Origin of the sequence: Cedecea sp. VD22 (assembly GCF_037150195.1) — a bacterium.
GTDB lineage: Bacteria > Pseudomonadota > Gammaproteobacteria > Enterobacterales > Enterobacteriaceae > Cedecea.
Genome location: NZ_JBBCPX010000011.1, coordinates 25,148 through 49,284, shown reverse-complemented (window position 1 = coordinate 49,284; position 24,137 = coordinate 25,148). Strand labels below are relative to the sequence as shown.

The window sequence follows — 24,137 nt, the reverse complement described above, 5'->3', positions numbered from 1 at the left end:
AACGGCACGCATAAAAAAAGCGGTGATTTGCATCACCGCTTTTTTATTTGAAGAGTCGATTATTCGCGGAACAGCGCTTCGAGGTTCAGCCCCTGAGCCTGCAGGATTTCACGCAGACGGCGAAGGCCTTCAACCTGAATCTGACGAACGCGTTCACGAGTCAGGCCGATTTCACGACCCACATCTTCCAGCGTCGCAGCTTCATAACCCAGCAGACCAAAACGACGGGCCAGCACTTCACGCTGCTTAGCGTTCAGTTCGAACAGCCACTTCACGATGCTTTGTTTCATGTCATCGTCTTGCGTGGTGTCTTCCGGGCCGTTGTCTTTCTCGTCCGCAAGGATATCCAGCAGCGCTTTCTCAGAGTCACCACCTAATGGGGTGTCTACCGAGGTAATGCGCTCGTTGAGACGCAGCATACGGCTAACGTCATCAACCGGTTTATCCAGCTGCTCGGCAATCTCTTCGGCACTCGGCTCATGGTCGAGCTTGTGGGAGAGTTCACGAGCAGTACGCAGGTAAACGTTCAGCTCTTTCACAATGTGAATCGGCAGGCGAATCGTACGGGTTTGGTTCATGATTGCCCGTTCGATGGTCTGACGAATCCACCATGTGGCGTACGTTGAGAAACGGAACCCACGTTCCGGATCGAATTTCTCAACCGCACGAATCAGCCCCAGATTACCCTCTTCAATCAGATCCAGCAGCGCCAGACCACGATTACTGTAGCGACGGGCAATTTTTACCACCAGACGCAGGTTACTTTCGATCATGCGTCGGCGGGAGGCTACATCACCGCGCAACGCGCGGCGAGCAAAGTAAACTTCTTCTTCGGCTGTTAATAATGGAGAGTAACCGATCTCTCCAAGATAAAGCTGAGTCGCATCTAGTACACGCTGTGTTGCACCCTGTGACAGCAGCTCTTCTTCTGCAAGGTCGTTATCACTGGGTTCCTCTTCTACAAGGGCTTTTTCGTCAAAAGCCTCAACTCCGTTCTCATCATATTCCGCGTCTTCGTTTAACTCGTTAACTTTCAGCGTATTCTGACTCATAAGGTGGCTCCTACCCGTGATCCCTGGGCAATACACTCAATGAATGTTTTGCCGGTTTATCGCTGCGGCAAATAACGCAGCGGGTTTACGGATTTCCCCTTGTAACGAATTTCAAAATGCAATCGTGTAGAACTGGTTCCGGTGCTACCCATGGTAGCTATTTTTTGCCCCGCCTTAACTTCTTCTTGTTCCCGGACCAGCATTGTATCGTTATGGGCGTAGGCACTCAGATAATCATCGTTGTGTTTGATGATGATTAGATTACCGTAACCGCGCAGCGCGTTACCGGCATATACCACGCGCCCTGCGGCGGTCGCGATAATGGCCTGTCCTTTACTGCCAGCGATATCGATCCCTTTGTTGCCCCCTTCGGTTGCCGCAAAGTTTTCGATGATCTTACCGTCGGTCGGCCAGCGCCAAGTTGAAATTGGCGAGCTGTTAGACGTACTGCTGACGGTAGGTTCGGTAGAGCTAACCACAGGTGCCGTCACCGGTGCTGTGACAACAGTCTCAGCTGGCTTATTGCCCGGTAACATTTTAGTAGCACTCTGTTCACCTGAATCCTCAGAATACGTAATTGTCGGTTTAGAAGCAACTACCCTGGTTGAGTTTTGTTCAACCGGCGTCACGACGCCCTGCGCACGGGCATCGGCGGCGGTCACCGCGTTCCCACCGGTGATTGGCGTGCCGGAGGCGTTGCCGACCTGGAGGGTTTGCCCTACTTCCAGACCGTATGGCGCCGGTACGTTGTTGCGCTGCGCCAGGTCACGGAAGTCGTTCCCGGTAATCCACGCAATGTAGAACAGAGTATCGCCGCGTTTAACGGTGTAGGTGCTGCCGCCCGCGTAGCTTCCTTTAGGGATGTTGCCGTACTGACGGTTGTAGACAATGCGGCCATTTTCAGTCTGTACAGGCTCTGACGCTACGGGCTGGGCCTGAGGCTGGCGAACCGGTTGAATTTGTGGCTGCTGCACGGGTTGAATCTGAGGTTGCTGGATCGGAGCGGACATTGTCGGTGGCTTCGTCACCAGCAGGCTGCCGGTTGAAGAGCCTGAAGAACTGCCATTGCCGCCAACGGAACTGATCGGCGCCTGGGTATTATTGTTGCTTGTACAGCCTGCCAGCCAAAGGCTGGTTAGCGTCAACATCGCCGCCCGGCGTAAAGTAAAAGTTGGGCTTCCCGCGCTCATTTATCCCCCAAAATGATAACAACCAGATATGCATAAAACACTGTAGAAAAGCGGCGTAATCCACGCCAGCTTTTGCTGAATTCGGCTACGTTACGCCGAATTGGCAGCAAAAAAACCGGATATTTCCGGGTTATGCTAATTCGCCGCGTACTAAGGGCACAAAGCGAACAGCTTCTACCGTGTCGATTAAAAATTCATCCCCGTGGCGCCGCACGCGCTTCAAAAACTGCCGGTCGTCCCCCACGGGTAAAACAAGAATGCCGCCGTCATCCAGCTGCGACAGCAGCGCAGTGGGAATTTCCGGCGGTGCCGCTGTCACAATGATAGCGTCGAACGGCGCTTTTGCCTGCCAGCCCTGCCAGCCATCGCCGTGACGGGTCGAAATATTGTGTAAATCCAGCTGCTTCAGGCGACGCCTGGCGTGCCATTGCAGCCCTTTGATACGCTCAACGGAGCAAACATGCCCTACCAGATGCGCCAGAATCGCAGTCTGGTAGCCAGACCCGGTGCCAATTTCCAGCACTTTTGACTGCGGCGTCAGCTCCAGCAGCTCCGTCATCCTCGCTACCATATACGGCTGAGAGATTGTCTGACCAGACCCAATAGGTAACGCGGTATTTTCCCAGGCTTTGTGTTCAAACGCTTCGTCGACAAACTTCTCACGCGGCACCTGTGCAATAGCCTCAAGAACCTGTTCATTCTTGATGCCCTGGGCACGTAATTGATCGAGAAGAGCCTGTACGCGTTTGCTTACCATTGCGCCTCAACTCCGGCTTTTTCAAGCCAGTGGCCAACGACTTCATGGGCGCTATGTGCGGTTAAATCGACATGCAGCGGCGTCACAGACACATAGCCTTCGTCGACGGCGGCAAAGTCGGTGTCCGGTGCAACATCCAGTTTTTCCCCCGGTGGACCAATCCAGTACACCGTGTTGCCACGCGGATCTTCCTGGCGAATCACCTGGTCTGCCGGATGACGGCTGCCGCAGCGCGTGACGCGAATGCCTTTGATTTGGTCCAGCGGTAAATCTGGAACGTTGATATTCAGAATGCGCCCGGTGCGCAGTGGCTCCCGAGCCAGCGCCCGGAGAATAGAGCAGGTGACCGCCGCAGCGGTCTCATAATGCTGATGGCCATCCAGCGAGACGGCCAGCGCCGGGAGCCCCAAATGACGCCCTTCCGTCGCCGCCGCAACGGTACCGGAATAGATAACGTCGTCGCCGAGATTTGGCCCGGCGTTGATGCCCGACACCACAATATCCGGGCGCGGATGCATCAAAGCATTGACGCCGAGATAGACACAGTCCGTCGGCGTTCCCATTTGAACGGAGATATCCCCGTTGGCGAGGGTAAAGGTTCTAAGCGATGACTCCAGCGTCAGCGAGTTTGATGCGCCGCTGCGGTTTCTGTCCGGCGCCACCACCTGCACCTCGGCAAATTCACGCAACGCCTTCGCCAGCACCTGAATACCAGGCGCATGGACTCCGTCATCGTTACTCAGCAATATTCGCATAATCACCCGCTGTGTTCATGAGTTCCCTGACAACGCTGGTGGCAAAACTTCCCGCCGGTAACCAGAAGTTCAGCTCGACGGTGACATCATCCCACCAGTTCCAGCTCAGCTCTTTCGGCTGAACCAGCATCGCACGGCGCGCCGCTTCCACTCGCTCACGCTTCAGCAGCCCCAGCAGAATCTCTTCATCCGCCACGGATTGCTGCTCAAAAGCCAGCGCTGCATTTTGCGTTCCCCACTCGCCATCGCCCGGCAGCGAAGCGGTGATCAGCAGTTCGCCGTCATTCACTCGCTGTTGCAGGCCAGGAAGTTCTTCCGGAGTCGCCACAAACCAGCTGCCGCGCCCTGCCAATTGTAGCGCATCGCCATCAACAACTTGATTAAAGTCTGTTTTTTTCAGGCGCTGGCTAACAATCTGATTAAACAACGCGCTGCGGGCTGCCGACAACCAAAAACTGCGTTTATTTCTGTCGCGCAACGGCGCATTGCTTTCAGCCCAGCGTTTCGCCTGATGCAGGTTATTGCCGCCGATGCCAAAACGCTGGCTGCCGAAATAGTTAGGCACACCCTGCTCCGCTACGGCCTGCAGGCGCTGCTCCATCTCGTGGCGATCGCTTACCTCGCGCAGCACGAGGGTAAAGCGGTTTCCCTTCAGAGCGCCTAAGCGCAGCTTGCGGCGGTGGCGAGCAAACTCCAGCACCTGACAGCCTTCGAGCGTAAAAGCGCTCATGTCCGGCATCTCTTTGCCCGGCAGGCGAACGCAGAACCACTGTTCGGTCACCGCATGTTTGTCTTTTTGCCCGGCAAAGCTGACTTCGCGCGCATGAACTTTAAGGAATTTCGCCAGAGCATCGGCCACGAAACGTGTATTGCAGCCGCTTTTCAGAATGCGCAGCAGCAGATGTTCACCGTCACCGTCCGGGCCAAAGCCCAAATCTTCGATCACCACGAAATCTTCTGGGCTGGCCTTGATGACGCCGCTGCCCTGCGGCTTGCCGTGCAGCCACGTCAGGTTTTGCATGTCCATTACTTGCCGGCCTTGTGCAGCAGCGCCACGGCTTCGCAGGCAATACCTTCGCCGCGGCCGGTAAAGCCGAGTTTCTCGGTGGTGGTTGCTTTGACGTTGACGTCATCCATATGGCAGCCGAGGTCTTCGGCAATAAACACGCGCATCTGCGGGATGTGCGGGGCCATTTTCGGCGCCTGGGCGATAATCGTCACATCTACGTTCCCGAGGGTGAAACCTTTGGCCTGAATCCGGCGCCAGGCTTCACGCAGCAGCTCACGGCTGTCCGCCCCTTTAAAAGCAGGATCGGTGTCCGGGAACAGCTTGCCAATATCCCCCAGTGCGGCGGCACCCAGCAGCGCATCGGTCAGGGCATGCAGAGCAACGTCGCCGTCGGAATGAGCCAGCAGCCCTTTCTCGAACGGGACACGAACGCCGCCAATAATAATCGGGCCTTCGCCGCCAAAAGCATGAACATCAAAACCATGTCCAATACGCATTATACATTCTCCGTTTGGGTTAACCGCGTAAGATAGAAAGCCGCCAGGGCGAGATCTTCAGGGCGAGTCACCTTGATATTATCCGCCCGGGCGCTAATCAGTTCTGGATGAAAGCCGCAATATTCGAGGGCCGACGCTTCATCGGTAATAGTGGCACCTTCATCCAGCGCGCGCAGCAGGCAGCTGCGCAAAAGTTCGAGAGGGAAAAGCTGCGGCGTCAGGGCATGCCAAAGATCTTCACGATCAACCGTATGGGCAATCAGCCCTTTGCCTGGTTCGCCCCGCTTCATGGTGTCGCGAACCGGGGCCGCCAGAATACCGCCGACTTTGCTGCCGGTGGTAATCGCCAGCAGGTTATTCAGGTCGTCCCGGTGCAGGCAGGGGCGTGCGGCATCGTGCACCAGCACCCATTCAGCATTACCTGCGGCCTGCAGGCCAGCCAGCACGGAATCTGCACGTTGCTTGCCGCCAGTCACCACGGTGACGCGAGGATGGGTTGCCAGCGGTAAAGAGGAAAAATAGGTGTCGTTGGGGCTGAGAGCCACGATCACCTGGCCCACGCGCGGATGCGCCATCAGGCTAGCCACCGCGTGTTCGAGAATCGTTTTGTCGCCGATGTGTAGGTACTGCTTAGGACATTCCGTTTGCATACGGCTGCCGATACCGGCGGCCGGTACCACGGCAATTACGTCCGGGGAGGAGTCTGCCATGCCTTTCACTTATGCTGAGTTATCGATTATTTTGCCCGGCGTTGGAGGTATTACCGTTGGCTGCGCGTTTGGAGGCATCCGGCACCAGGCGGTAGAAAGTCTCTCCCGGCTTGGTCATGCTGAGTTCGTTGCGAGCGCGCTCTTCAATCGCTTCCTGGCCGCCGTTGAGGTCGTCAATTTCGGCAAAAAGCTGATCGTTGCGAGATTTTAGTTTGGCATTGGTTGCCTGCTGCGCAGCGACATCTTCGCTGACGCGCGTGTAATCGTGTACGCCGTTTTTTCCGAACCACAGCGAATACTGAAGCCAGACCAGCAAGGCCAGCAACAGCAGCGTTAGTTTACCCATCCTGCCCCCTGAAAAACGGCACAATCATCCCACAACTTTTTCGTCGACTCCACTGCGGCAAGCCACCCTGCGCGCCAAATCGCGCCAGAATTTACCACATAACGCGAATTCATGCGCGATTGGAGCAAGTTTAGCTTAACGTTGCCCATAAATAGTCTGTTACGGTTTGACGCAGTTCGGCACGGCTAACCCATAAGCCACATGAAGAGCACGCCGAACATCAGCGCCACGGAGAGCAGCGTAGCCACACAGCTGAACAGCAGCTTGCCACGCAAGATGGAGTGCAGGGCAATCCCCACCACCACCGCGACCGGCATCAGCGCCAGGAAGAATGGCCAGGTGTAGAGGAAGAAAAAGAGCGTGTTGGGGCCATAGACCAAAAAGGGAATACCTAGCGCCAGCAGCCACGACAAAAAGCCGATAAACGCCCCGGGCAGTGACCAGGTTGTTTCCTCGACCGTCGGGCTGGGTTCAGCCTGAGAGATAACGATATTCGTGCTGTTGCGCATAACTGATTTCATAACCCTGATGGCCGGAAGCGTTGTGCTTCCGGGCGTCTTCAGCAATTGATGATATCGTCGCGACGCAGCAGGTCTAATATTTGGGCCACTAAATTTGTTACTAATTGTTCGCCGTCTAAGTGAATTTCGGCCCGCAACGGCGCCTCATACGCCGAATCAATCCCGGTAAAATTCTTCAGTTCCCCAGCCCTGGCCTTCTTATAAAGCCCTTTAGGATCGCGCGTTTCGCAAATGGCTAACGGCGTGTCCACAAACACTTCGTAGAAACGCCGTTCCCCGGCCCGCTCGCGCACCATTTGCCTTTCAGCCCGGTGAGGCGAGATAAACGCGCTAAGCACGACCAGGCCCGCATCCACCATCAGGCCAGCCACTTCGCCAACCCGCCGGATGTTCTCCTTGCGGTCCTCATCGCTAAAGCCCAGGTCGCTGCACAAGCCGTGGCGAACGTTGTCGCCATCAAGCAAGTACGTGCTTACACCAAGTTTATGCAGCTCTTGCTCAAGGGCACCGGCTACGGTCGATTTCCCGGAGCCGGACAAGCCGGTAAACCACAGCACCGCGCCGCGGTGCTTGTGCAAGGCTTCACGCTGCTCACGCGTCACCGGATGAGCATGCCAGACCACGTTTTCATCATGGTCGGCCATTATTTGCCTCCCAGCAGATCGCGCGCGCCCCAGTGTGGGAAGTGGCGACGCACCAGGGCGTTAAGCTCAAGCTCAAACGCGCTGTAGGCCGAAGGTTCCTGATAAACCTCTGTCTGCGGCTCGCGCACCATGCCAGCGCCGACGGTCACGTTGCTCAGTCGGTCAATGAAAATCAGCCCGCCGGTCACCGGGTTGGACTGATATTTATCGAGCACCAGCGGCTCATCGAAGGTGAGATCCACCAGCCCAATTCCGTTCAGCGGCAAACTTTCTACCACGCGCTGAGTCAGCGAGTTAATTTCAACCTGGTACTGAATATTGTCGACGCGCGCACGGGTTTTCTTCCCGGCGATTTTGATATCAAAGCTCTGGCCCGGTACCAGCGGCTGTTCCGCCATCCAGACGACATCCACTTTCGCGCTCTGCACCGCGGCCAGCGATTCAGTCGCTTCCACCAGCAGATCGCCCCGGCTGATGTCGATTTCGTCTTTCAGCACCAGGGTAATCGCTTCCCCCGCGCCGGCTTGTTGCAAATCTCCATCAAAAGTCACGATTCGGGCGATGCTGGATTCGACGCCAGACGGCAGCACTTTGACGCGCTGGCCTACGCTAACGGTGCCGGAAGCGAGCGTCCCCGCATAGCCGCGGAAGTCGAGATTAGGGCGGTTCACGTACTGCACCGGAAAGCGCATTGGCTGCTGCTCCACGCCGCGAATAATCTCTACCGTTTCCAGCACTTCGAGCAGCGTCGGGCCGCTGTACCACGGCATTTGAGCGCTGGCGCTGGCGACGTTATCCCCTTCCAGCGCGGAAAGCGGCACAAAACGGATATCCAGGTCCGCCGGCAGCTGTTGAGCAAAGGTCAGGTAATCCTGCTTGATCTGCTCGAAGCTCTGCTCGCTGAACGCCACCAGATCCATCTTGTTGATCGCCACCACCAGATGCTTGATCCCTAGCAGCGTGGAGATAAAGCTGTGCCGACGGGTTTGATCCAGCACACCTTTGCGGGCGTCGATCAGCAGGATCGCCAGGTCACAGGTTGAGGCCCCGGTCGCCATATTGCGGGTGTACTGTTCGTGCCCCGGCGTGTCGGCAATAATGAATTTGCGTTTCTCGGTGGAGAAATAGCGATAGGCCACGTCGATGGTAATGCCCTGCTCGCGCTCGGCCTGCAGGCCATCCACCAGCAACGCTAAGTCGAGCTTCTCGCCCTGCGTGCCGTGACGTTTGCTGTCGGTATGCAACGACGAGAGCTGATCTTCATAAATCTGGCGTGTGTCGTGCAGCAGGCGGCCAATCAGGGTGCTTTTGCCGTCATCGACGCTGCCGCAGGTCAAAAAGCGCAGCAGGCTTTTGTGCTGCTGGGCGTGCAGGTAGGCTTCGACGCCGCCTTCATCAGCGATTTGTTGTGCAATAGTGGTGTTCATCTGGCGGCTCCTTAGAAATAACCCTGGCGTTTTTTCAGCTCCATCGAGCCGGCCTGGTCGCGGTCAATCATGCGTCCCTGGCGTTCACTGGTAGTGGAAACCAGCATCTCTTCGATGATCTCCGGCAGCGTCTGCGCGGTTGACTCCACCGCGCCGGTCAGCGGCCAGCAGCCCAGGGTACGGAAGCGCACCATACGTTGTTCAATCACTTCACCCGGCTGCAAATCGATACGATCGTCGTCAATCATCATCAGCATACCGTCGCGCTCCAGCACGGGACGCGGTGCCGCCAGATACAGCGGAACGATGTCGATATTTTCCAGGTAGATGTACTGCCAGATATCCAGTTCGGTCCAGTTAGAGAGTGGGAACACGCGAATACTTTCGCCTTTATTTATCTGGCCGTTGTAGTTATGCCACAGCTCAGGCCGCTGGTTTTTTGGGTCCCATCGGTGGAAGCGATCGCGGAAAGAGTAAATACGCTCTTTCGCACGGGATTTCTCTTCATCGCGGCGCGCGCCGCCAAAGGCAGCATCAAAACCGTATTTATTCAGCGCCTGCTTAAGCCCTTCGGTTTTCATGATATCGGTATGCTTGGCGCTGCCGTGAACGAACGGGTTAATACCCATCGCTACACCTTCAGGATTGCGGTGTACGATAAGATCGCAGCCGTAGGCTTTCGCCGTGCGGTCACGGAATTCGTACATTTCGCGGAATTTCCAGCCGGTATCAACGTGCAGCAGCGGGAACGGCAGCGTACCTGGGTAGAAAGCTTTACGGGCCAAATGCAGCATGACCGAAGAGTCTTTCCCAATGGAATACATCATCACCGGATTAGAAAATTCGGCAGCGACCTCACGGATAATATGGATGCTTTCAGCTTCCAGTTGCCGCAAGTGAGTGAGTCGTTTTTGGTCCATAACCTTCCCTTAAGCAGATGCGCCGCGGCCGTTCATCGCAGCCGCTTGAGATTTAATCTAAGGGGACTATAAGTCTTGGGCTTATTTGTTATGAAATTACGAATTGGAATGACTAGTTCCCGAAAAGAATAACGCCACGGCAAAGCTAACGACAAAATGTGCTTAACCAGTCGTTTTTTCGCGGGTTTAAGAGCAAATGAAATTGTTTAACCTGGCTCACAGTTTCATACTAACGGCGCTTAAAATTTCCGACTAATAAAGATGAATAAGGACGTACTATGTTTTCCGCATTGCGCCGCTCGGTGATTTGCCTGGCGCTGGGCGCGTGCTTTAGCTTTCCCGCAGTGGCGAAGGTCACGCAGCAAGGCGACCTTGCCGACCAGCAAACCCGCCATATCGCGACTTATTTTCCGGGCCGAATGACCGGCAGCCCTGCCGAAATGCTGGCCGCAGACTATATTCAGCAGCAGTTTAAAAGCTGGGGATACCAGAGCGATATTCGCCAGTTTAATACCCGCTATATCTACACCACGAAAGCGGGACATCAGACCTGGCATAACGTCACTACCAGCAGCGTGATTGCCGCCCGTGAAGGTAAACTACCGCAGCAAATTATTATCATGGCGCATCTGGACACCTATACGCCGCTCAATGATAAAGACGTGGACAATAATCTCGGCGGCCTCACGCTGCAGGGCGTGGACGATAATGCTTCCGGCCTTGGCGTCATGCTGGAGCTGGCCGAGCGCCTGAAAGATATTCCTACCCGCTACGGCATCCGCTTTATTGCCACCAGTGGAGAAGAAATTGGCTCCCTGGGTGCGAAAAATATTCTGGAGCGCATGAGCAAAGCGGAGCAGGCCAACACGCTGCTGGTGATCAACCTGGACAGCCTGATCGTTGGCGATAAGCTCTACTTCAATAGCGGGGCATCAACGCCTGCGGCCGTGCGTAAACTGACCCGCGATCGCGCGCTGACGCTGGCTCATCGCGCCGGGATTCAGGCCACCAGCAATCCGGGACTGAATACGAAATACCCGAAAGGCACCGGCTGCTGTGGCGATGCTGAACCATTCGACAAGGCCGGGATCCCGGTGCTGTCCGTGGAAGCCACCAACTGGACGCTTGGGGCGAAAGACGGTTATCAGCAGCGCAGTAAAAACAAGGCATTTCCAGACGGTACCAGCTGGCATAACGCCACGCTCGACAACCTCGAGTATCTGGATAAAGCGCTGCCGGGCAGAATTAAGCGCCGCAGCCATGACACGGTGCGTATTCTGCTCCCGCTGGTGAAAGAGTTGGCGAAGGCCGGGAAGTGATTTTCCCCTCGCCGCAATGGCGAGGGGGTATTTATTCGTGCAAACCGCATTCGCGTTTCAGGCCAAAGAAGCGCGTCTCTTCTTCTGCCATGCCAGGTTCCCATTTACGGGTGGTGTGGGTATCGCCGACGGACAAATAGCCCTGATCCCAGAGCGGATGGTACTTCAGCCCGTGCTCGGTCAGGTACTGGTAAACCGTGCGGTTATCCCAGTCGATGATCGGCAGAATTTTAAAGACTTCACGCTGTACGGCCAGCACCGGCAAATTGGCGCGGCTGCCGGACTGTTCACGACGCAGGCCAGCAAACCAGGTTTGCGCCTCCAGCGTTTTCAGCGCGCGGTTCATCGGCTCAACTTTGTTGATGTCGTTGTAGCGCTCAATACCCTCCACGCCCTGCTCCCACAGTTTGCCGTAACGCGCTTCCTGCCAGGCCGGGCTTTCGGTCGCGCGGAACACCTGCAAATTCAGCTTCAGCTTGTCGGTAAGCTCGTCGATAAACTGGTAGGTTTCCGGGAACAGATAGCCGGTATCGGTCAGGATCACCGGGATATCGGGGCGCTGCTGCGTGACCAGATGCAGACACACGGCGGCCTGAATGCCGAAGCTGGACGAGAGCACAAATTCCCCTGGCAGATTTTCCAGCGCCCAGGTCACGCGCTGCTGCGCGCTAAGTTTTTCCAACTGAGCGTTGACTTCGGCGAGCGCCATGACGCGTTCGACTTTAGGAAGGGCGTTCAGTTCGTTTAAATCAAGTACGGACATACGTGCCTCACTTAGTAATCAATGACCCTTACCCCGGCCCTCTCCCTGGAAGGGAGAGGGGGAAGCGAAGCCAGGCAATCGTTATGCTAATACCCTCTCCCCTTTGGGGAGAGGGTTAGGGTGAGGGGAAAAAACTAGTCCCACAAATCCCTGGCCGGATCGAGCACCGGGCGAATAATCCCAGCGCGTACGGTAAAATCACCAAAGCCTTCGTCGGTCTCACGTTCTTTCGCCCAGCGGCCCACCAGCTCATCAATCGAGCTGAGGATCTCCGGCTCGGTGATGTTTTCGCGGTACATGCGCGGAATACGCGTCCCGATACGGTTGCCGCCAATGTGCAGGTTGTAGCGCCCTGGCGCTTTCCCCACGAGGCCAATTTCGGCCAGCATCGCGCGGCCACAGCCGTTCGGGCAGCCGGTAACACGCATCACAATGTGCTCATCCGGCACTTTGTGTTTATCCATCACCTGCTCAACTTTGGTGACAAACTCCGGCAGGAAGCGTTCGGCTTCCGCCATCGCCAGCGGGCAGGTCGGGAACGCCACGCAGGCCATTGAGTTCTCACGCTGCGGCGTAACCGCATTCATCAAGCCAGACTCGGTTGCCAGCTTCTCAATTTTAGCCTTTTCGCTTTCCGGCACACCGGCGACGATCAGGTTCTGGTTTGCCGTCAGGCGGAAATCACCTTTGTGGATCCTGGCTATCTCCAGCAGACCGGTTTTCAGCGGTCGCCCAGGATAATCCAGGATGCGGCCATTTTCGATAAACAGCGTCAGGTGCCATTTGTCGTCAATGCCCTTCACCCAGCCAATACGATCGCCGCGGCCGGTAAATTCGTATGCGCGGGTTGGCTCAAACTTGATGCCAGCGCGGCGCTCAACCTCCGCCTTAAACACGTCAACGCCAACGCGCTCAAGGGTATATTTGGTTTTAGCATTTTTACGGTCGGTACGGTTTCCCCAGTCGCGCTGGGTTGTCACCACCGCTTCCGCTACCGCCAGAGTATGCTCCAGCGGAATGTAGCCGAATTCGCTTGCCGTGCGGGCATAGGTATTTTTATTCCCGTGCTCGATGGACAAGCCACCGCCGACCAGCAGGTTGAAGCCAACCAGCTTGCCGTTTTCCGCAATCGCAATGAAGTTCATGTCGTTGGCGTGCAGATCCACGTCGTTCTGCGGCGGGATCACTACCGTAGTTTTAAACTTACGCGGCAGATAGGTCGGCCCCAGAATCGGTTCTTCGTCGGTGGTGGCGACTTTTTCTTTGTCCCACCAAATCTCGGCGTAGGCGCGGGTGCGCGGCAGCAGGTGCTCAGAGAGCTTTTTCGCCCATTCGTAGGCTTCCTGATGCAGCTCAGACTCCACCGGGTTAGAGGTACACAGCACGTTACGGTTCACGTCGTTGGCCGTCGCCAGCGCGTCCAGGCCCACCTCGTGCAGCATTTCATGCGCGGGCTTGACGTTCTTCTTCAGAATGCCGTGGAACTGGAACGTCTGGCGGTTGGTCAGACGAATGCTGCCGTAGATAGTCTTATCTTCGGCAAACTTATCAATAGCCTGCCACTGCTGGGTGGTGATAATCCCCCCCGGCAGGCGACAGCGGAGCATCATCGCGTGACGCGGCTCCAGCTTCTGCTCAGCGCGTTCGGCTCGAATATCACGGTCATCCTGCTGATACATGCCGTGGAAGCGGATCAGCAGGAAGTTGTCGCCGTTGAAACCGCCGGTCAGGCCATCCTGCAGATCTTCTTTAATGGTGCCGCGCAGAAAATCGCTGTCGCGCTTCAGGCGTTCGGCGTCGACCAGTTTGCCTTCGACCACCAGAGGGCCAGGGTGTTTTTCGCTCATTAGTAGACATCTCGCTGATAACGGCGCTCAACGCGCAGCTCACTTAAAAATTCATCTGCCGCTTCGGTGTCCATGCCACCGTGGACGGCAACCACTTCCAGTAACGCCTGCTCAACGTCCTTCGCCATACGGTTGGCGTCGCCGCAGACGTAAATGTGGGCACCTTCCTGAATCCAGCGCCACAGTTCCGCGCCTTTCTCGCGCAGTTTGTCTTGTACGTATATTTTATGCTGCTGGTCGCGGGACCAGGCTAAATCGATGTTCGTCAGCAGGCCGTCTTTGACGTAGCGCTGCCATTCCACCTGATAAAGGAAATCTTCGGTAAAGTGCGGGTTGCCAAAGAACAGCCAGTTCTTGCCGCCAGCGCCGTCGCTGTCGCGCTGCTGAATAAAGGCGCGGAACGGGGCGATGCCGGTGCCTGGGCCAATCATAATGACCGGGGTTTCAGGGTTGGCCGGTAAGCGGAAGTTATCGTTATGTTCAATGAACACGCGCACTTCGCCATCTTCCTCAAGGCGGTCTGCCAGGAAACCTGAAGCGCCACCGCTGCGGGCACGGCCTTCGATGTCATAGCGCACCGCGCCCACGGTAATGTGGACTTCGGTTTCAGCTTCCGCCTGCGAAGAGGCAATAGAATAAAGGCGCGGCGTGAGCGGACGCAGCAGGCCAGTCAGCTGTTCAGCCGTCAGTTCTGCCGGGGCGTAGCGCGCCATGTCCACAATCGGCGTGGTCTGTGCGTAATGCTGTAATTTGGCTTTATCGCCCACCAGCTCCAGCAGCGCCGTGTTGCGGGTCAGCTGGGCGTAGTTTTCAACGATATTGCCGGTGTTGACCGTCAGCTCGAAGTGCCACTGCAGCGCTTCGCTTAACGGCAGCGTTTTGCCATCGACGGTGACGCTTTCATCGCCTTTCAGCCATAGCAGATCCGTCAGCTCTTTCACCAGCGCCGGATCGTTCTGATACCAGACGCCAAGCGCATCGCCCGGCTGATAGCGCAGGCCGGAGTCGCCAAGATCGATTTCGATATGGCGCACGTCTTTATCGGAGTCACGGCCGGTAATTTTCTGGTTCACCGCAAGCGTGGCGGTCAACGGTGATTCTTTGCTGTAAGGGCTGGTGAAGATTTCGTTGCTCACGCCCGTGGCCGTCGCGGCAGCCTGAGCCGGTGTTTCGGCCGGGACGCGGGATTTCAGCAGTTCAACGATTTGGCTGCGCCATGCCTGGGCCGCAGGCTGGTACTCTACGTCTGTATCAACGCGATCCAACAGGCGCTCGCCGCCTAATTCAGCCAGTTTACTGTCGAAGTCTTTGCCTGACTGGCAGAAGAATTCATACGAGCTGTCACCGAGGCCAAAGACGGCAAACGCGGTGCCGTTCAACTTCGGTGCTTTTTTCGAGAACAGGAATTTGTGCAGGGCCACGGCCTCTTCAGGCGGCTCGCCTTCCCCTTGCGTGGAACTGACGACAATCAGCAGTTTTTCCTGGGCAATTTGTTTGAATTTGTAGTCGCCCGCGTTCACCAGATTGACGTTCAGCTTCGCCGCCAGCAGGTCGTCCCGCAGCTGCTCACTCACGCGGCGTGCGTTGCCGGTCTGCGACGCGGAAATTAGCGTAACCACTGGGACTTCTGCCGCAAGGGCCGGAGCCGCCGCGACAGCACCAGGCTGCTGGTTAATCATTCCCCAGAAATAACCGGATAACCAGGCCAGCTGAGTGGTTGAAAAATCAGTGGTCGCCGCCTGAAGGCGTGCCAGCTGGTCCGGCGTTAACGGCAGCAAAGCGCTCGGTGGAACCTGAGAAGTCATACGTATTTAGCTTCCAGTAGCAAAGGGCAAAAAAAGGGCTTACAGACTGTAATGAGTCAAGGTTAACCAGCAGGTTATCAACAATTAAAGAAGGGATGGAAATAATAAATAACTAAAACGACTAATCGTTTTTTCAGGTAAATCATAGTGTTAAAAGTGATTACCTAACTAACTGATGAATATGAGATTTCAGCGCATTCACCGCTATTTACACCATGCTGCTGGGCAATGCGCCGTTTAGTTAATGCGAAAAATAGTCCATTCCGCTATCATGCGGCGGTTTTTTGAATTCCAGAGAGTCGAATGATGTCCACCACCCTGTTTAAAGATTTTACCTTCGAAGCCGCCCACCGCCTGCCGCACGTCCCGGAAGGTCACAAATGCGGTCGCCTGCATGGCCACTCCTTTATGGTGCGCCTGGAAATCACCGGCGAGGTAGATCCTTATACCGGTTGGATCATGGACTTCTCCGAGCTGAAAGCCGCGTTTAAGCCAACCTACGATCGCCTCGATCACTATTATCTGAACGATATCCCAGGGCTTGAAAACCCCACCAGCGAAGTGCTGGCGAAATGGATTTGGGATCAGATGAAACCTGTTGTGCCACTGCTAAGCGCGGTGATGATCAAAGAAACCTGCACCGCAGGCTGCGTCTACCGCGGCGAATAAGCTAAAAAAAGTCCGGAAATCACTCCGGACTTTTCCTCTCTGCGTCCCCCATCAAGCTAATTTTCATCCCACTTTGGTAAGCTGCGACGTCGCAACTAAAAGGTGCACGGGATGGCCACTACAGATTTCGATATTATCGTCGTTGGCGCGGGGATCGCAGGCTCCTGCTGCGCGGTAGAGTGCGCGCGCGCCGGGCTAAATGTTCTGCTTGTTGAGCAGGCAGCTCAGCCGGGAGGCAAAAACCTGTCGGGCGGCAGGCTTTACACCGCCGCGTTTGATGCCCTCTTTCCTGATTTTTCTCGCGCCGCCCCACTCGAACGCTGTATCACCCATGAAAAACTCTCCGCGCTGACGGCAGAAACGTCCACGACGTTGAGTTTCCAGCACCCTTCGGCAGCGTCATACAGCGTGCTGCGTGCCCGGCTGGATCCGTGGCTGTTCCAGCAGGCTGAACAATCGGGCGCGCAGTGCCTGACGGCGACTCAGGTCGATAGCCTGCATGTTGAAAGCGGCGCGGTGAGCGGCGTGGTGATCGAAGGCGAAGTGCTGAGCGCCAAAGCCGTGGTTATCGCCGAAGGGGCCAATACCCTGCTGGCGGAACAGCACAAGCTGTTGCACAAGTTACCCGAGCACAGCGTTGCCGTGGGCGTGAAAGAAGTGCTGGCGCTGCCGAAAGAAGATCTCGAGAACCGCTTCTCGCTTGAAGGTAACGCCGGTGCCGCCTGGCTCTTCACCGGCGGCATCTGCGGTGAACAGCCTGCGGGCGGGTTCCTCTATACCAATCTCGATACGCTTTCTGTCGGCATTGTCTGCCCGCTCTCTTCAATTCGGGCTGCCTCTGCTTCGCTTCCCGATCTGCTGGAAAACTTCAAGCAGCACCCGACGCTGCGCCCGCTTCTGCGACGTGCCCAGCTGGTGGAATACGGCGCACATCTGATTCCTGAATGTAGCCTGAACGGGCTTCCCGAGCGCCTGGCCGGCCCCGGCTATTTGCTTGTGGGCGACAGCGCCCGTTTCTGTATCAATACCGGTTTCACCGTGCGCGGCATGGATTTGGCGGCGCTTTCGGCAAAAGCGGCGGCGCAAACGCTGATTCAAGCGCTACAAGAAAATATCAGTGTCGATCTTCATCAGGCGTACCGCCACCAGTTGGCGTGCACTTCGCTGTGGGCGGTGCTGGAGCGCTATCGCAAAATGCCTGATTTTTTACAAACGCCGGGGCTGTTTCAGGACTATCCGCACCTGCTGGCTGAGCTGCAGCGTGATATCTTTGATCCCCAGTATTCACCGCCACCACGACTCAGCAGCCTGCTGTGGAAACATGCCCGCAAAACGGGTATTTCCAGACTGGTTAAAGACATTTTTCGCGGAGGGCGCAGCCTGTGAACCTGCATGAGAAACTGGCCAGAAACGCCTGGCAACCTGCGGAGAAACCACACATTGTCCCCGCAGATAATCCCGATATCGAACAGCTTACTCTGCTGGTACGAGCCTGCCCCGCCGGGCTATACCGACAGAAAGAAGACGGCAGCCTGCACATTGATACCACCGGCTGCCTGGAGTGCGGCACCTGCCGCCTGCTGTGCGACGAACAAACCCTCAGCCGCTGGCGCTACCCGCCCGCAGGCTGCGGCATCCAATTACGCTTTGGTTAATGGAGTCCAAGCTGTGTCCCTGATGTCCCTACTCAAGCAACACCCGCTGATTGCAGCGGTAAAAGATAACCAGAGCCTGCAGCTGGCGCTGGAATCCGACTGCCAGGTAATTTCCGTACTGTACGGCAATATCTGCACCATTACCGGCATCGTGCAGCAAATTAAGAAGGCGAATAAATACGCGCTGGTGCACGTCGATTTACTGGAAGGGACATCGAATAAAGAGATTGTGATTAACTTTCTGAAACTGGTGACCCAGGCCGACGGCGTGATCAGCACCAAAGCGCCAATGGTGAAAGCGGCCAGGGCGCAGGGGTTCTTTGCCATTCACCGGCTGTTTATCGTCGATTCCATCTCTTACCACAACATCGATAAACAGGTGGCCCAGTCGAACCCGGACTGCATCGAGATCCTGCCGGGATGTATGCCGAAAGTGATGAAATGGGTCACAGAAAAAATCGACCTGCCGGTGATTGCCGGTGGCCTGGTGTGCGACGCAGAGGACGCCAACAACGCACTCAGCGCCGGGGCGTTGGCTATCTCCACCACCAATACCGGCGTCTGGCAGTTGGCTAAATATCTTCCCTGACACAGGTTTGCAGCTCGGTTAGTACCGGCAGCAGGTCATCGACGATCCCCACATCGGCGTGGCGGAAAATCGCCGCCTGCGGATCGTTGTTGATGGCAACAATGAACCGGCTGTGAGCAATACCGCTGATAAAGGCCGGTGCGCCGGAGACACCTGCCGCAATACAAACGTCTGCGGCAACCTGGGTACCGGACATCCCCAGCAGTTTGTCCATGCTGCACCAGGCGTGCATCACCGCTTCGCGGCTGGCGCCGGTTTCCATGCCCAGCCCGCTGGCAATCTCCTCTACCTGCGCCATGGCTCGAGGGCTGCCAACTCCCCGCCCCACCGCCAGCACAAGCCTGGCATCGGCCAGGCCGGATTCGGCTTCATCGGCAATTGCCCCGGATTCAAGCAGCCAGGCGGGCTTCTGTGCTGCCACGGGAATCGGTACATATTCGATCTCCGGTTGCCAGGGTTTGGCTCCCGGCGCGGCGGCTACGCTCAGGCACCAGGGCTTATTGTGCAGTTGAAGCTCAGCCACCAGCGCGCCGCCATAGGCGTTTTTGCGCACCACCTGCCGGGCAAAATCCGCGTCGTTAATCGCGCTCCACGCCTCCCCTTGCAGCCGGTGAGCCAGCCGGGTGGCAAGCTCCGCGCCCTGCCAGCCAGAAGGGAATAACAGCATGTCTACTGGGGCAGGCACGAAATGGGTATACAACCCCTCCAGCAGCGGCTCGCTGAATTCACTCTCCGGCAGCAGCCAGGCTTCGACATGTTCTGGTGCCATTTCACTGCACGCAATGAAATGCCCTATCTCACTGAGCGCCGACGCTGGCCTCGCTTCAGGCAGAACCAGGGCAATTTTCATGATTTCATCCTTTTACGTAGCCAGTCGCGGTAAAGGCTGCGGACCTTTTCGCGCACATCGCTGCCCTGAATAATTAAGCCGCCGCGCTGCCGCTGAGGGTGATCCAGCCCGACCAGAGGAGAGAATGCCTCCTCATGACCAGGGACTTTCACAGGCAAGACCTCAACGTCCGAAGCTTTCACCGCCAGCTTTTGTCGCAGGCCAGGCGTTCTCAGGCAGTAATCTCCACGGCTTTCAATCATCAGCACCGCAGGCAGCCGCACGGTCAGGCTGCGTTTTCCTGCGCCGTGCCGCTGTTTCAGGCAAAGCTGCTGCCGTTCAGCATCGAGCGTGAAATCATAGACCTGAGTGAAACACGGCCAGCCCAGCTGTTCGGCGAGGTAAAACCCCATCTGGCCGCTGTTACCTTCGGCGCTGCGTGAGCCCATGACCACCAGAGATTGAGAATGTTGCTGCTGCCATGCGGCCAGCAAGGCAGCCACTGAGGCGGGAGAAAAAGTCAGCTCGTCATCCGGCTGCAGCCGAACGGCTCGCAGGAACCCCAGCGCTTTGAACTGGCGAAGAAAGCTGTCCGCACGCTCGTGACCAATGCTTAAGGCGGTAAGGTTTAAGCCTTCAGCCTGACGCAGCAGTATCTCCGCGGCAGCAGCCTCATCTTCTCCCAGACAAGGGCGCGTTATCGAGGTGTCCAGGCTGCCCTGTCCGGCGGTCAGCCAGTCTTTTTCCGCCAGCATGGCGAGGTCTGGCTCGGCCTTAAAGGCTAACAGAATGTTCATGATTCACCCCCGGCGGCTGCTCTTTATTCCCGGACGCGGCCACAAGGCTCATGTTTCGCGTTTCCGGCGCCCAGAAGACGGAAACCAACAGGCCCAGCATCAGAACCGCGCTCAGCAACAGCATAGTGTTTTGCACCCCGAAGGAGACCAGCGCCACCGGCAGCAGTCCGGTGCTAATTGCCGAACCCAGGCGGCTCATCGACGTCGCAAACCCTACGCCCAGCGAGCGAATATCCGTCGGGAAGCTTTCCGCCGGCAGCACACCGACCAGGTTGCTGACCGCCGAAATGGTCAGCGTAAAAACAAAGAACAGCAGCAGGATGAGGGTGCCGTGTTGTTCCGGCACCAGCGCCAGTGCGGTAAGGCTGAAGAACAGCACCAGAAAACCGCCGATCAGGAAGCCGCGTCTTGAGCAGCGGTGGGTCAGCACCAGGCCCGCGATCGCGCCCACCACCAGCACCACATTCAGCAACAGGCTGGCGGTCAGGCCATCCTGCATACCCAGCAGCCCGGTAATGGACGGCAGCCAGGTATAAATCGCAAACCACGGGATCACCAGGCAAACAAAGAACAGGCTATTAAACGCGGTACGCCGCCAGTATTGCCCGGAAAACAACGTGCGGAGATGGCGGGAAGTTGGCACCGCAATCTCATCGCTAATAACAACATGTTCGCCGAAGCAGCGGCGCACAATCTGATGCGCTTCGGACACCCGCCCCTGGCGAAGCAACCAACGAGGAGATTCCGGGGTGCCCCAGCGCAAGACAGTGATTAACAACGCAGGTAACGCGGCCGACGCCAGCAGCCAGCGCCAGGCTTCCGGCCCGCTCTCCACTAGCTGATGCCCAATGAGGCTCGCCAGCACATAACCCAGCGTCCAGACCACGCTAAAAGCGCCGAGCAACACGCCACGATGTTTGCGCGGGGCAAATTCGGCCAACATGGTGTGGCCCACGGAGTAGTCGCCGCCCAGCCCGATGCCAATCAGCACCCGCAGAAGAATCAGCTGCTCTACGTTACTAACGAAAAATTGTAAAAAGGAGGCCAGTGTGATGAGCACGAAGCTGAAGTTAAAGATTTTCTGACGACCAATATGATCGGAGATCCAGCCCAGCACCAGGCTGCCCAGAAACAGCCCAAACAGCGCCGAGCCGCCCACTAATCCTTCCTGAAGCGGCGTCAGGCTCATTTGCGGCGCAATCATCACCAGCGCAAAGCCAATTACGCCGAGCACGTAGCCGTCCGTCAAGTGAGCGCCGAAGGTCAGCCCGGCAATGCGTAAATGAAAGCGATTAAGCGGCAGGTCATCCATACGAACCGGTTCGGCGTGCATACTGATTCCTTTGTCGATCCGTAAATGAAGAGGTCGGCTCCTGAGAGCCGACCCGTGCGGTTATGTGCGATTATTTTTCAATCGGCCAAATCGTGCCGGTGTTCATGATGCCGTTCGGATCGTACTGATCTTTCAGGCCCTGCATGATTGGCCAGGCGGTACCGTGCTCCAGCCTGGACCAGTGCACGCGGTGCTTGCCGATCCCATGGTGGTGCACCATCGAGCCGCCGAGGCGAATCGTCTCTTCCACGATGATTTTGTTCAGCGGGTTGTGGTACTTGTCGATCTCCTCTTCCGGCTTACAGCCCACCACGTTGTAGTCGTACACGAAGTACATGTTGGTGCCGTTGATATAGCTGTGGGAAGAGTGGCCGCCCAGCATAGTGATATCACCCGCATGTGGGAACTCGTTGCGAATGCGCTCGATCACATTGTGGTAAATCTCATTAATGCAGCTCCAGCTGCCGGAAACTTCCGTGGTAAAGCCCATGTTGCCGGTTTTCAGGATCTGCACGCGCTCGGCAGCCACTTTATCCGGCCCCCAGTTCAGGTTGTTGAACCAGGTTTCGATGAGCTTGCTGTCCACCTTCTTGCATTCCGGGTAGCGGGCAACTATTTCTTCGATGCCCGCGCCGGTCGCTTCGGCCAGGCGCTTAGAGCCTTCGGCCATAAAGATCAGCACGCATTTGCCGTCGGCAAAATGGGTGAAGTGCTGGGTGCCATCTTCGGCGTCATACAGGCGGGCAATCGACGGACGGTAGCCTTCCACCATCACTTCACGCAGGATGTTGAACCCGGTCTTCATGTTGTCGAGGATGTAGCCGTAGAACAGGTTGTTTTCCGGCATGTACTTGAAGATTTTTACCGTTACTTCGGTGATGTAGCAGAGCGCCCCTTCGTTGCCGATGATCACGTGGCGAATGTCCGGGCCAGCGGCACGGCGCGGCACGTTTTTAATGCGAGTGATGCTGCCGTCCGGGAACACGGCTTCCAGACCAACCACCATGTCCTCAATCGCCCCGTACAGGGTTGAGAACTGGCCGATGCTGCGGGTTGCCACAAGGCCGCCCATTTGTGCCAGCGGTTTGGACTGCGGCGAGTGGCCGGTGGTGTAGCCTTTTTCACGCAGGGCATCTTCCAGCACTTCCAGCGGCACGCCGCACTGGGCGGTGGCCTGCATGTTTTCAATGTCGATATCGACAATCTTGTTCAGCCCGGAGCCATCCAGCACCACGGAGTTTTTCACCACCGCTTCCAGGCCGCCTTCCGTTGCGGAAGCGCCGGTTCGCGGGATACAGGTGATGTGGTTGCTGTTCAGAAACGCCAGTACGCTGGAGACTTGCTCAGTGTTCTGCAGTTTCACTACCGCGGCCGGCAGCGGCTGAGTGTACACGCCATGAATATCCGCATATTTTCTGAACCGGTCGATACTGTTTTTCTGTAATACTTTTTCATCGGTAATAACCTGCTGCGGACCAACGATTTCTTTTAATTGATCCACAATTGCTTCGCGAGATAAAGACATGACAACTCCTTCCTGACAAATAAGGGAATACGGATATAAATAATAGAAAGCAGGAACCACCCTGCGAAAACTACCTGACTAAATAACCACCATCAACGACTAACAAATGGCCATTAACATAATCTGAAGCACGGCTGGATAAATAAACCATTGCCCCCATAAGATCCTGCGTTTCACCCCAGCGGTTGGCTGGAATATGATCCAGTACGCGCTTGTTGGTTTCCGGATTTTTACGCGTTTCGGTAGTAATATCGGTGGCATAATAACCAGGCGCAATACCGTTCACCTGAATATTATATTGGCCTAATTCATCGCAATACGCTTTCGTTAAACCGGCCAGCGCGTGTTTTGTGGCGGAATAAGCCGGAGACCATTGGCCGCCAAGATAAGAAAATAGCGAACAGATATTAATAATTTTTCCGTGCTTTTGCGGAATCATCACTTTGGCCGCCTCGTGACTTAATTCGAACGCCGCGGTCAGGTTGATGTTGATCATCGGGTCCCAGTCGGCGCGGCCGAAATCCAGCACCTTGTTGAGCTTACAGATCCCGGCGTTGTTGACCAAAATATCCACCGAACCAAAGGTTTCCAGGCACTGGGCGATGACCTGAGCCGGGGCACCTTTCTCCGTGATATCCACGGTCATAAACGCCACTTTTACGCCTTGTTGTTCAATTAGTTGACGCGTTTCGCCTTTCTCTTCCACCACCGTTGGAATAAACACATTCGCGCCAGCCTTAGCCAGCGCCATGGCGAAGGCCTGCCCCAGCCCGCTGTTACCGCCGGTGACAATCGCCGTCTTCCCCTTGAGCGAGAAGAAGTCCAGTGAGAATTCGTTGAGTGCGCTGAGCGACATGATGAACTCCTTAAATTTTTTAAACGCAAAAAAAATGAGAAAAGCAAGCTCCCCCCGAAAGGGAAGTTACTTTTCTCATCGTCTCTAGTAACTGGCTAAAATAAGTATCACAGCGGTGAGGGCATGTTGTGTGATCAACATCACAACTCATTAACAAGAGGGTTCTATCGCTAAATTATTCGCCGTGAAAACCAATATCGTGATATTTCTCACACTAAAAAAACACGCTGCATGTTAATAATCTCCGCAATTACTAGAGCCCATGAGAAAAGTAATCAGCCCTTAAAAGGGGATTGGTTACTTTTCTCTTTTTTTGTCTTTA

At 56.2% G+C, this 24,137-nt stretch carries 25 protein-coding genes; 5 read left to right on the top strand and 20 right to left on the bottom strand.

Annotation, left to right across the window (positions count from 1 at the left end; all coding sequences use genetic code 11):
• Positions 1 to 59: 59 nt before the first annotated feature.
• The 12 genes from rpoS to cysD all read right to left on the bottom strand — a co-directional run bounded on the left by rpoS (position 60) and on the right by cysD (position 9,828).
• Complete coding sequence (gene rpoS / locus WFK85_RS17555; protein WP_008458325.1) at positions 60 to 1,052, bottom strand: RNA polymerase sigma factor RpoS; 993 nt, start codon at positions 1,050 to 1,052, stop codon at positions 60 to 62.
• Between the two features lie 56 nt (positions 1,053 to 1,108).
• On the bottom strand, positions 1,109 to 2,242 hold the full coding sequence (gene nlpD / locus WFK85_RS17550) for a murein hydrolase activator NlpD (protein WP_336709426.1): 1,134 nt from the start codon (positions 2,240 to 2,242) through the stop codon (positions 1,109 to 1,111).
• Between the two features lie 130 nt (positions 2,243 to 2,372).
• Entirely contained in the window at positions 2,373 to 2,999 is a 627-nt protein-coding gene (locus tag WFK85_RS17545) for a protein-L-isoaspartate(D-aspartate) O-methyltransferase (protein WP_008458329.1), read from the bottom strand.
• Positions 2,993 to 3,754 carry a 5'/3'-nucleotidase SurE gene (surE, locus tag WFK85_RS17540; protein ID WP_039287134.1) on the bottom strand — a complete coding sequence of 254 codons (762 nt, stop codon included), beginning with the start codon at positions 3,752 to 3,754 and terminating at the stop codon, positions 2,993 to 2,995. Before surE ends, WFK85_RS17545 begins: the two co-directional genes overlap by 7 nt.
• The gene (gene truD, locus WFK85_RS17535) at positions 3,735 to 4,781 is read right to left on the bottom strand and encodes a tRNA pseudouridine(13) synthase TruD (RefSeq protein WP_008458331.1); all 1,047 of its coding nucleotides are present in this window, start codon (positions 4,779 to 4,781) and stop codon (positions 3,735 to 3,737) included. Before truD ends, surE begins: the two co-directional genes overlap by 20 nt.
• Positions 4,781 to 5,260 carry a 2-C-methyl-D-erythritol 2,4-cyclodiphosphate synthase gene (gene ispF / locus WFK85_RS17530; protein ID WP_008458332.1) on the bottom strand — a complete coding sequence of 160 codons (480 nt, stop codon included), beginning with the start codon at positions 5,258 to 5,260 and terminating at the stop codon, positions 4,781 to 4,783. Before ispF ends, truD begins: the two co-directional genes overlap by 1 nt.
• Positions 5,260 to 5,970, bottom strand: coding sequence for a 2-C-methyl-D-erythritol 4-phosphate cytidylyltransferase (gene ispD, locus WFK85_RS17525; protein WP_336709423.1), 711 nt, complete (start codon positions 5,968 to 5,970; stop codon positions 5,260 to 5,262). The genes ispF and ispD overlap by 1 nt, the downstream gene beginning before the upstream one ends.
• Before the next feature lie 19 nt (positions 5,971 to 5,989).
• Complete coding sequence (ftsB, locus tag WFK85_RS17520) at positions 5,990 to 6,316, bottom strand: cell division protein FtsB (protein WP_008458337.1); 327 nt, start codon at positions 6,314 to 6,316, stop codon at positions 5,990 to 5,992.
• 185 nt (positions 6,317 to 6,501) lie between these two features.
• Positions 6,502 to 6,825: a DUF3561 family protein gene (locus WFK85_RS17515; RefSeq protein ID WP_008458338.1), complete on the bottom strand. Its 324-nt coding sequence runs from the start codon at positions 6,823 to 6,825 to the stop codon at positions 6,502 to 6,504.
• A gap of 50 nt (positions 6,826 to 6,875) precedes the next feature.
• Positions 6,876 to 7,481: an adenylyl-sulfate kinase gene (cysC, locus tag WFK85_RS17510; RefSeq protein WP_336709421.1), complete on the bottom strand. Its 606-nt coding sequence runs from the start codon at positions 7,479 to 7,481 to the stop codon at positions 6,876 to 6,878.
• Positions 7,481 to 8,908: a sulfate adenylyltransferase subunit CysN gene (gene cysN, locus WFK85_RS17505; protein WP_166995608.1), complete on the bottom strand. Its 1,428-nt coding sequence runs from the start codon at positions 8,906 to 8,908 to the stop codon at positions 7,481 to 7,483. Before cysN ends, cysC begins: the two co-directional genes overlap by 1 nt.
• Positions 8,909 to 8,919: 11 nt before the next feature.
• Entirely contained in the window at positions 8,920 to 9,828 is a 909-nt protein-coding gene (gene cysD, locus WFK85_RS17500; RefSeq protein WP_008458345.1) for a sulfate adenylyltransferase subunit CysD, read from the bottom strand.
• Positions 9,829 to 10,106: 278 nt separating this feature from the next.
• Here cysD and WFK85_RS17495 point away from each other — a divergent pair, with 278 nt between their 5' ends.
• Positions 10,107 to 11,147, top strand: coding sequence for an aminopeptidase (locus WFK85_RS17495; protein WP_008458347.1), 1,041 nt, complete (start codon positions 10,107 to 10,109; stop codon positions 11,145 to 11,147).
• 31 nt (positions 11,148 to 11,178) lie between these two features.
• On the opposite strand, the gene cysH is transcribed toward WFK85_RS17495, so the two are convergent.
• From cysH to cysJ, 3 genes are all read right to left on the bottom strand, one after another.
• On the bottom strand, positions 11,179 to 11,910 hold the full coding sequence (gene cysH, locus WFK85_RS17490) for a phosphoadenosine phosphosulfate reductase (protein WP_166995604.1): 732 nt from the start codon (positions 11,908 to 11,910) through the stop codon (positions 11,179 to 11,181).
• 134 nt (positions 11,911 to 12,044) lie between these two features.
• The gene (cysI, locus tag WFK85_RS17485; RefSeq protein ID WP_008458350.1) at positions 12,045 to 13,757 is read right to left on the bottom strand and encodes an assimilatory sulfite reductase (NADPH) hemoprotein subunit; all 1,713 of its coding nucleotides are present in this window, start codon (positions 13,755 to 13,757) and stop codon (positions 12,045 to 12,047) included.
• Positions 13,757 to 15,562, bottom strand: a complete 1,806-nt coding sequence (gene cysJ, locus WFK85_RS17480; RefSeq protein ID WP_336709417.1) for an NADPH-dependent assimilatory sulfite reductase flavoprotein subunit — start codon at positions 15,560 to 15,562, stop codon at positions 13,757 to 13,759. The genes cysI and cysJ overlap by 1 nt, the downstream gene beginning before the upstream one ends.
• Positions 15,563 to 15,865: 303 nt before the next feature.
• Between cysJ and queD the strand changes: the two genes are divergently transcribed.
• The 4 genes from queD (at position 15,866) to WFK85_RS17460 (ending at position 18,475) form a co-directional block, all read left to right on the top strand.
• Positions 15,866 to 16,231, top strand: coding sequence for a 6-carboxytetrahydropterin synthase QueD (gene queD / locus WFK85_RS17475; protein WP_162473299.1), 366 nt, complete (start codon positions 15,866 to 15,868; stop codon positions 16,229 to 16,231).
• Positions 16,232 to 16,342: 111 nt separating this feature from the next.
• On the top strand, positions 16,343 to 17,617 hold the full coding sequence (locus WFK85_RS17470) for an FAD-dependent oxidoreductase (RefSeq protein WP_336709414.1): 1,275 nt from the start codon (positions 16,343 to 16,345) through the stop codon (positions 17,615 to 17,617).
• Complete coding sequence (locus WFK85_RS17465; RefSeq protein WP_166868277.1) at positions 17,614 to 17,886, top strand: 4Fe-4S dicluster domain-containing protein; 273 nt, start codon at positions 17,614 to 17,616, stop codon at positions 17,884 to 17,886. Before WFK85_RS17470 ends, WFK85_RS17465 begins: the two co-directional genes overlap by 4 nt.
• 13 nt (positions 17,887 to 17,899) lie before the next feature.
• Positions 17,900 to 18,475: a glycerol-3-phosphate responsive antiterminator gene (locus tag WFK85_RS17460; protein ID WP_008458359.1), complete on the top strand. Its 576-nt coding sequence runs from the start codon at positions 17,900 to 17,902 to the stop codon at positions 18,473 to 18,475.
• Here WFK85_RS17460 and WFK85_RS17455 read toward each other — a convergent pair.
• The 5 genes from WFK85_RS17455 to WFK85_RS17435 form a co-directional block, all read right to left on the bottom strand.
• Positions 18,459 to 19,325: an electron transfer flavoprotein subunit alpha/FixB family protein gene (locus tag WFK85_RS17455; RefSeq protein WP_336709412.1), complete on the bottom strand. Its 867-nt coding sequence runs from the start codon at positions 19,323 to 19,325 to the stop codon at positions 18,459 to 18,461. The genes WFK85_RS17460 and WFK85_RS17455 overlap by 17 nt on opposite strands.
• A complete protein-coding gene (locus tag WFK85_RS17450; protein ID WP_336709410.1) occupies positions 19,322 to 20,101 on the bottom strand; it encodes an electron transfer flavoprotein subunit beta/FixA family protein in 780 nt (259 codons plus the stop codon). Before WFK85_RS17450 ends, WFK85_RS17455 begins: the two co-directional genes overlap by 4 nt.
• Positions 20,079 to 21,434, bottom strand: a complete 1,356-nt coding sequence (locus WFK85_RS17445) for an MFS transporter (protein ID WP_205246576.1) — start codon at positions 21,432 to 21,434, stop codon at positions 20,079 to 20,081. The genes WFK85_RS17450 and WFK85_RS17445 overlap by 23 nt, the downstream gene beginning before the upstream one ends.
• Positions 21,435 to 21,504: 70 nt before the next feature.
• The gene (locus tag WFK85_RS17440; RefSeq protein WP_336709408.1) at positions 21,505 to 22,959 is read right to left on the bottom strand and encodes an FAD-binding oxidoreductase; all 1,455 of its coding nucleotides are present in this window, start codon (positions 22,957 to 22,959) and stop codon (positions 21,505 to 21,507) included.
• A gap of 70 nt (positions 22,960 to 23,029) precedes the next feature.
• Positions 23,030 to 23,815: an SDR family oxidoreductase gene (locus tag WFK85_RS17435; protein ID WP_008458368.1), complete on the bottom strand. Its 786-nt coding sequence runs from the start codon at positions 23,813 to 23,815 to the stop codon at positions 23,030 to 23,032.
• Positions 23,816 to 24,137: the final 322 nt, after the last annotated feature.

Excerpts from the sequence above, each read along its gene's own strand:
- rpoS (WP_008458325.1), bottom strand. The coding sequence starts at position 1,052 with ATGAGTCAGAATACGCTGAAAGTTAACGAGTTAAACGAAGACGCGGAA.
- nlpD (WP_336709426.1), bottom strand. The coding sequence starts at position 2,242 with ATGAGCGCGGGAAGCCCAACTTTTACTTTACGCCGGGCGGCGATGTTG.
- WFK85_RS17545 (WP_008458329.1), bottom strand. The coding sequence starts at position 2,999 with ATGGTAAGCAAACGCGTACAGGCTCTTCTCGATCAATTACGTGCCCAG.
- surE (WP_039287134.1), bottom strand. The coding sequence starts at position 3,754 with ATGCGAATATTGCTGAGTAACGATGACGGAGTCCATGCGCCTGGTATT.
- truD (WP_008458331.1), bottom strand. The coding sequence starts at position 4,781 with ATGGACATGCAAAACCTGACGTGGCTGCACGGCAAGCCGCAGGGCAGC.
- ispF (WP_008458332.1), bottom strand. The coding sequence starts at position 5,260 with ATGCGTATTGGACATGGTTTTGATGTTCATGCTTTTGGCGGCGAAGGC.
- ispD (WP_336709423.1), bottom strand. The coding sequence starts at position 5,970 with ATGGCAGACTCCTCCCCGGACGTAATTGCCGTGGTACCGGCCGCCGGT.
- ftsB (WP_008458337.1), bottom strand. The coding sequence starts at position 6,316 with ATGGGTAAACTAACGCTGCTGTTGCTGGCCTTGCTGGTCTGGCTTCAG.
- WFK85_RS17515 (WP_008458338.1), bottom strand. The coding sequence starts at position 6,825 with ATGCGCAACAGCACGAATATCGTTATCTCTCAGGCTGAACCCAGCCCG.
- cysC (WP_336709421.1), bottom strand. The coding sequence starts at position 7,481 with ATGGCCGACCATGATGAAAACGTGGTCTGGCATGCTCATCCGGTGACG.
- cysN (WP_166995608.1), bottom strand. The coding sequence starts at position 8,908 with ATGAACACCACTATTGCACAACAAATCGCTGATGAAGGCGGCGTCGAA.
- cysD (WP_008458345.1), bottom strand. The coding sequence starts at position 9,828 with ATGGACCAAAAACGACTCACTCACTTGCGGCAACTGGAAGCTGAAAGC.
- WFK85_RS17495 (WP_008458347.1), top strand. The coding sequence starts at position 10,107 with ATGTTTTCCGCATTGCGCCGCTCGGTGATTTGCCTGGCGCTGGGCGCG.
- cysH (WP_166995604.1), bottom strand. The coding sequence starts at position 11,910 with ATGTCCGTACTTGATTTAAACGAACTGAACGCCCTTCCTAAAGTCGAA.
- cysI (WP_008458350.1), bottom strand. The coding sequence starts at position 13,757 with ATGAGCGAAAAACACCCTGGCCCTCTGGTGGTCGAAGGCAAACTGGTC.
- cysJ (WP_336709417.1), bottom strand. The coding sequence starts at position 15,562 with ATGACTTCTCAGGTTCCACCGAGCGCTTTGCTGCCGTTAACGCCGGAC.
- queD (WP_162473299.1), top strand. The coding sequence starts at position 15,866 with ATGATGTCCACCACCCTGTTTAAAGATTTTACCTTCGAAGCCGCCCAC.
- WFK85_RS17470 (WP_336709414.1), top strand. The coding sequence starts at position 16,343 with ATGGCCACTACAGATTTCGATATTATCGTCGTTGGCGCGGGGATCGCA.
- WFK85_RS17455 (WP_336709412.1), bottom strand. The coding sequence starts at position 19,325 with ATGAAAATTGCCCTGGTTCTGCCTGAAGCGAGGCCAGCGTCGGCGCTC.
- WFK85_RS17450 (WP_336709410.1), bottom strand. The coding sequence starts at position 20,101 with ATGAACATTCTGTTAGCCTTTAAGGCCGAGCCAGACCTCGCCATGCTG.
- WFK85_RS17445 (WP_205246576.1), bottom strand. The coding sequence starts at position 21,434 with ATGCACGCCGAACCGGTTCGTATGGATGACCTGCCGCTTAATCGCTTT.
- WFK85_RS17440 (WP_336709408.1), bottom strand. The coding sequence starts at position 22,959 with ATGTCTTTATCTCGCGAAGCAATTGTGGATCAATTAAAAGAAATCGTT.
- WFK85_RS17435 (WP_008458368.1), bottom strand. The coding sequence starts at position 23,815 with ATGTCGCTCAGCGCACTCAACGAATTCTCACTGGACTTCTTCTCGCTC.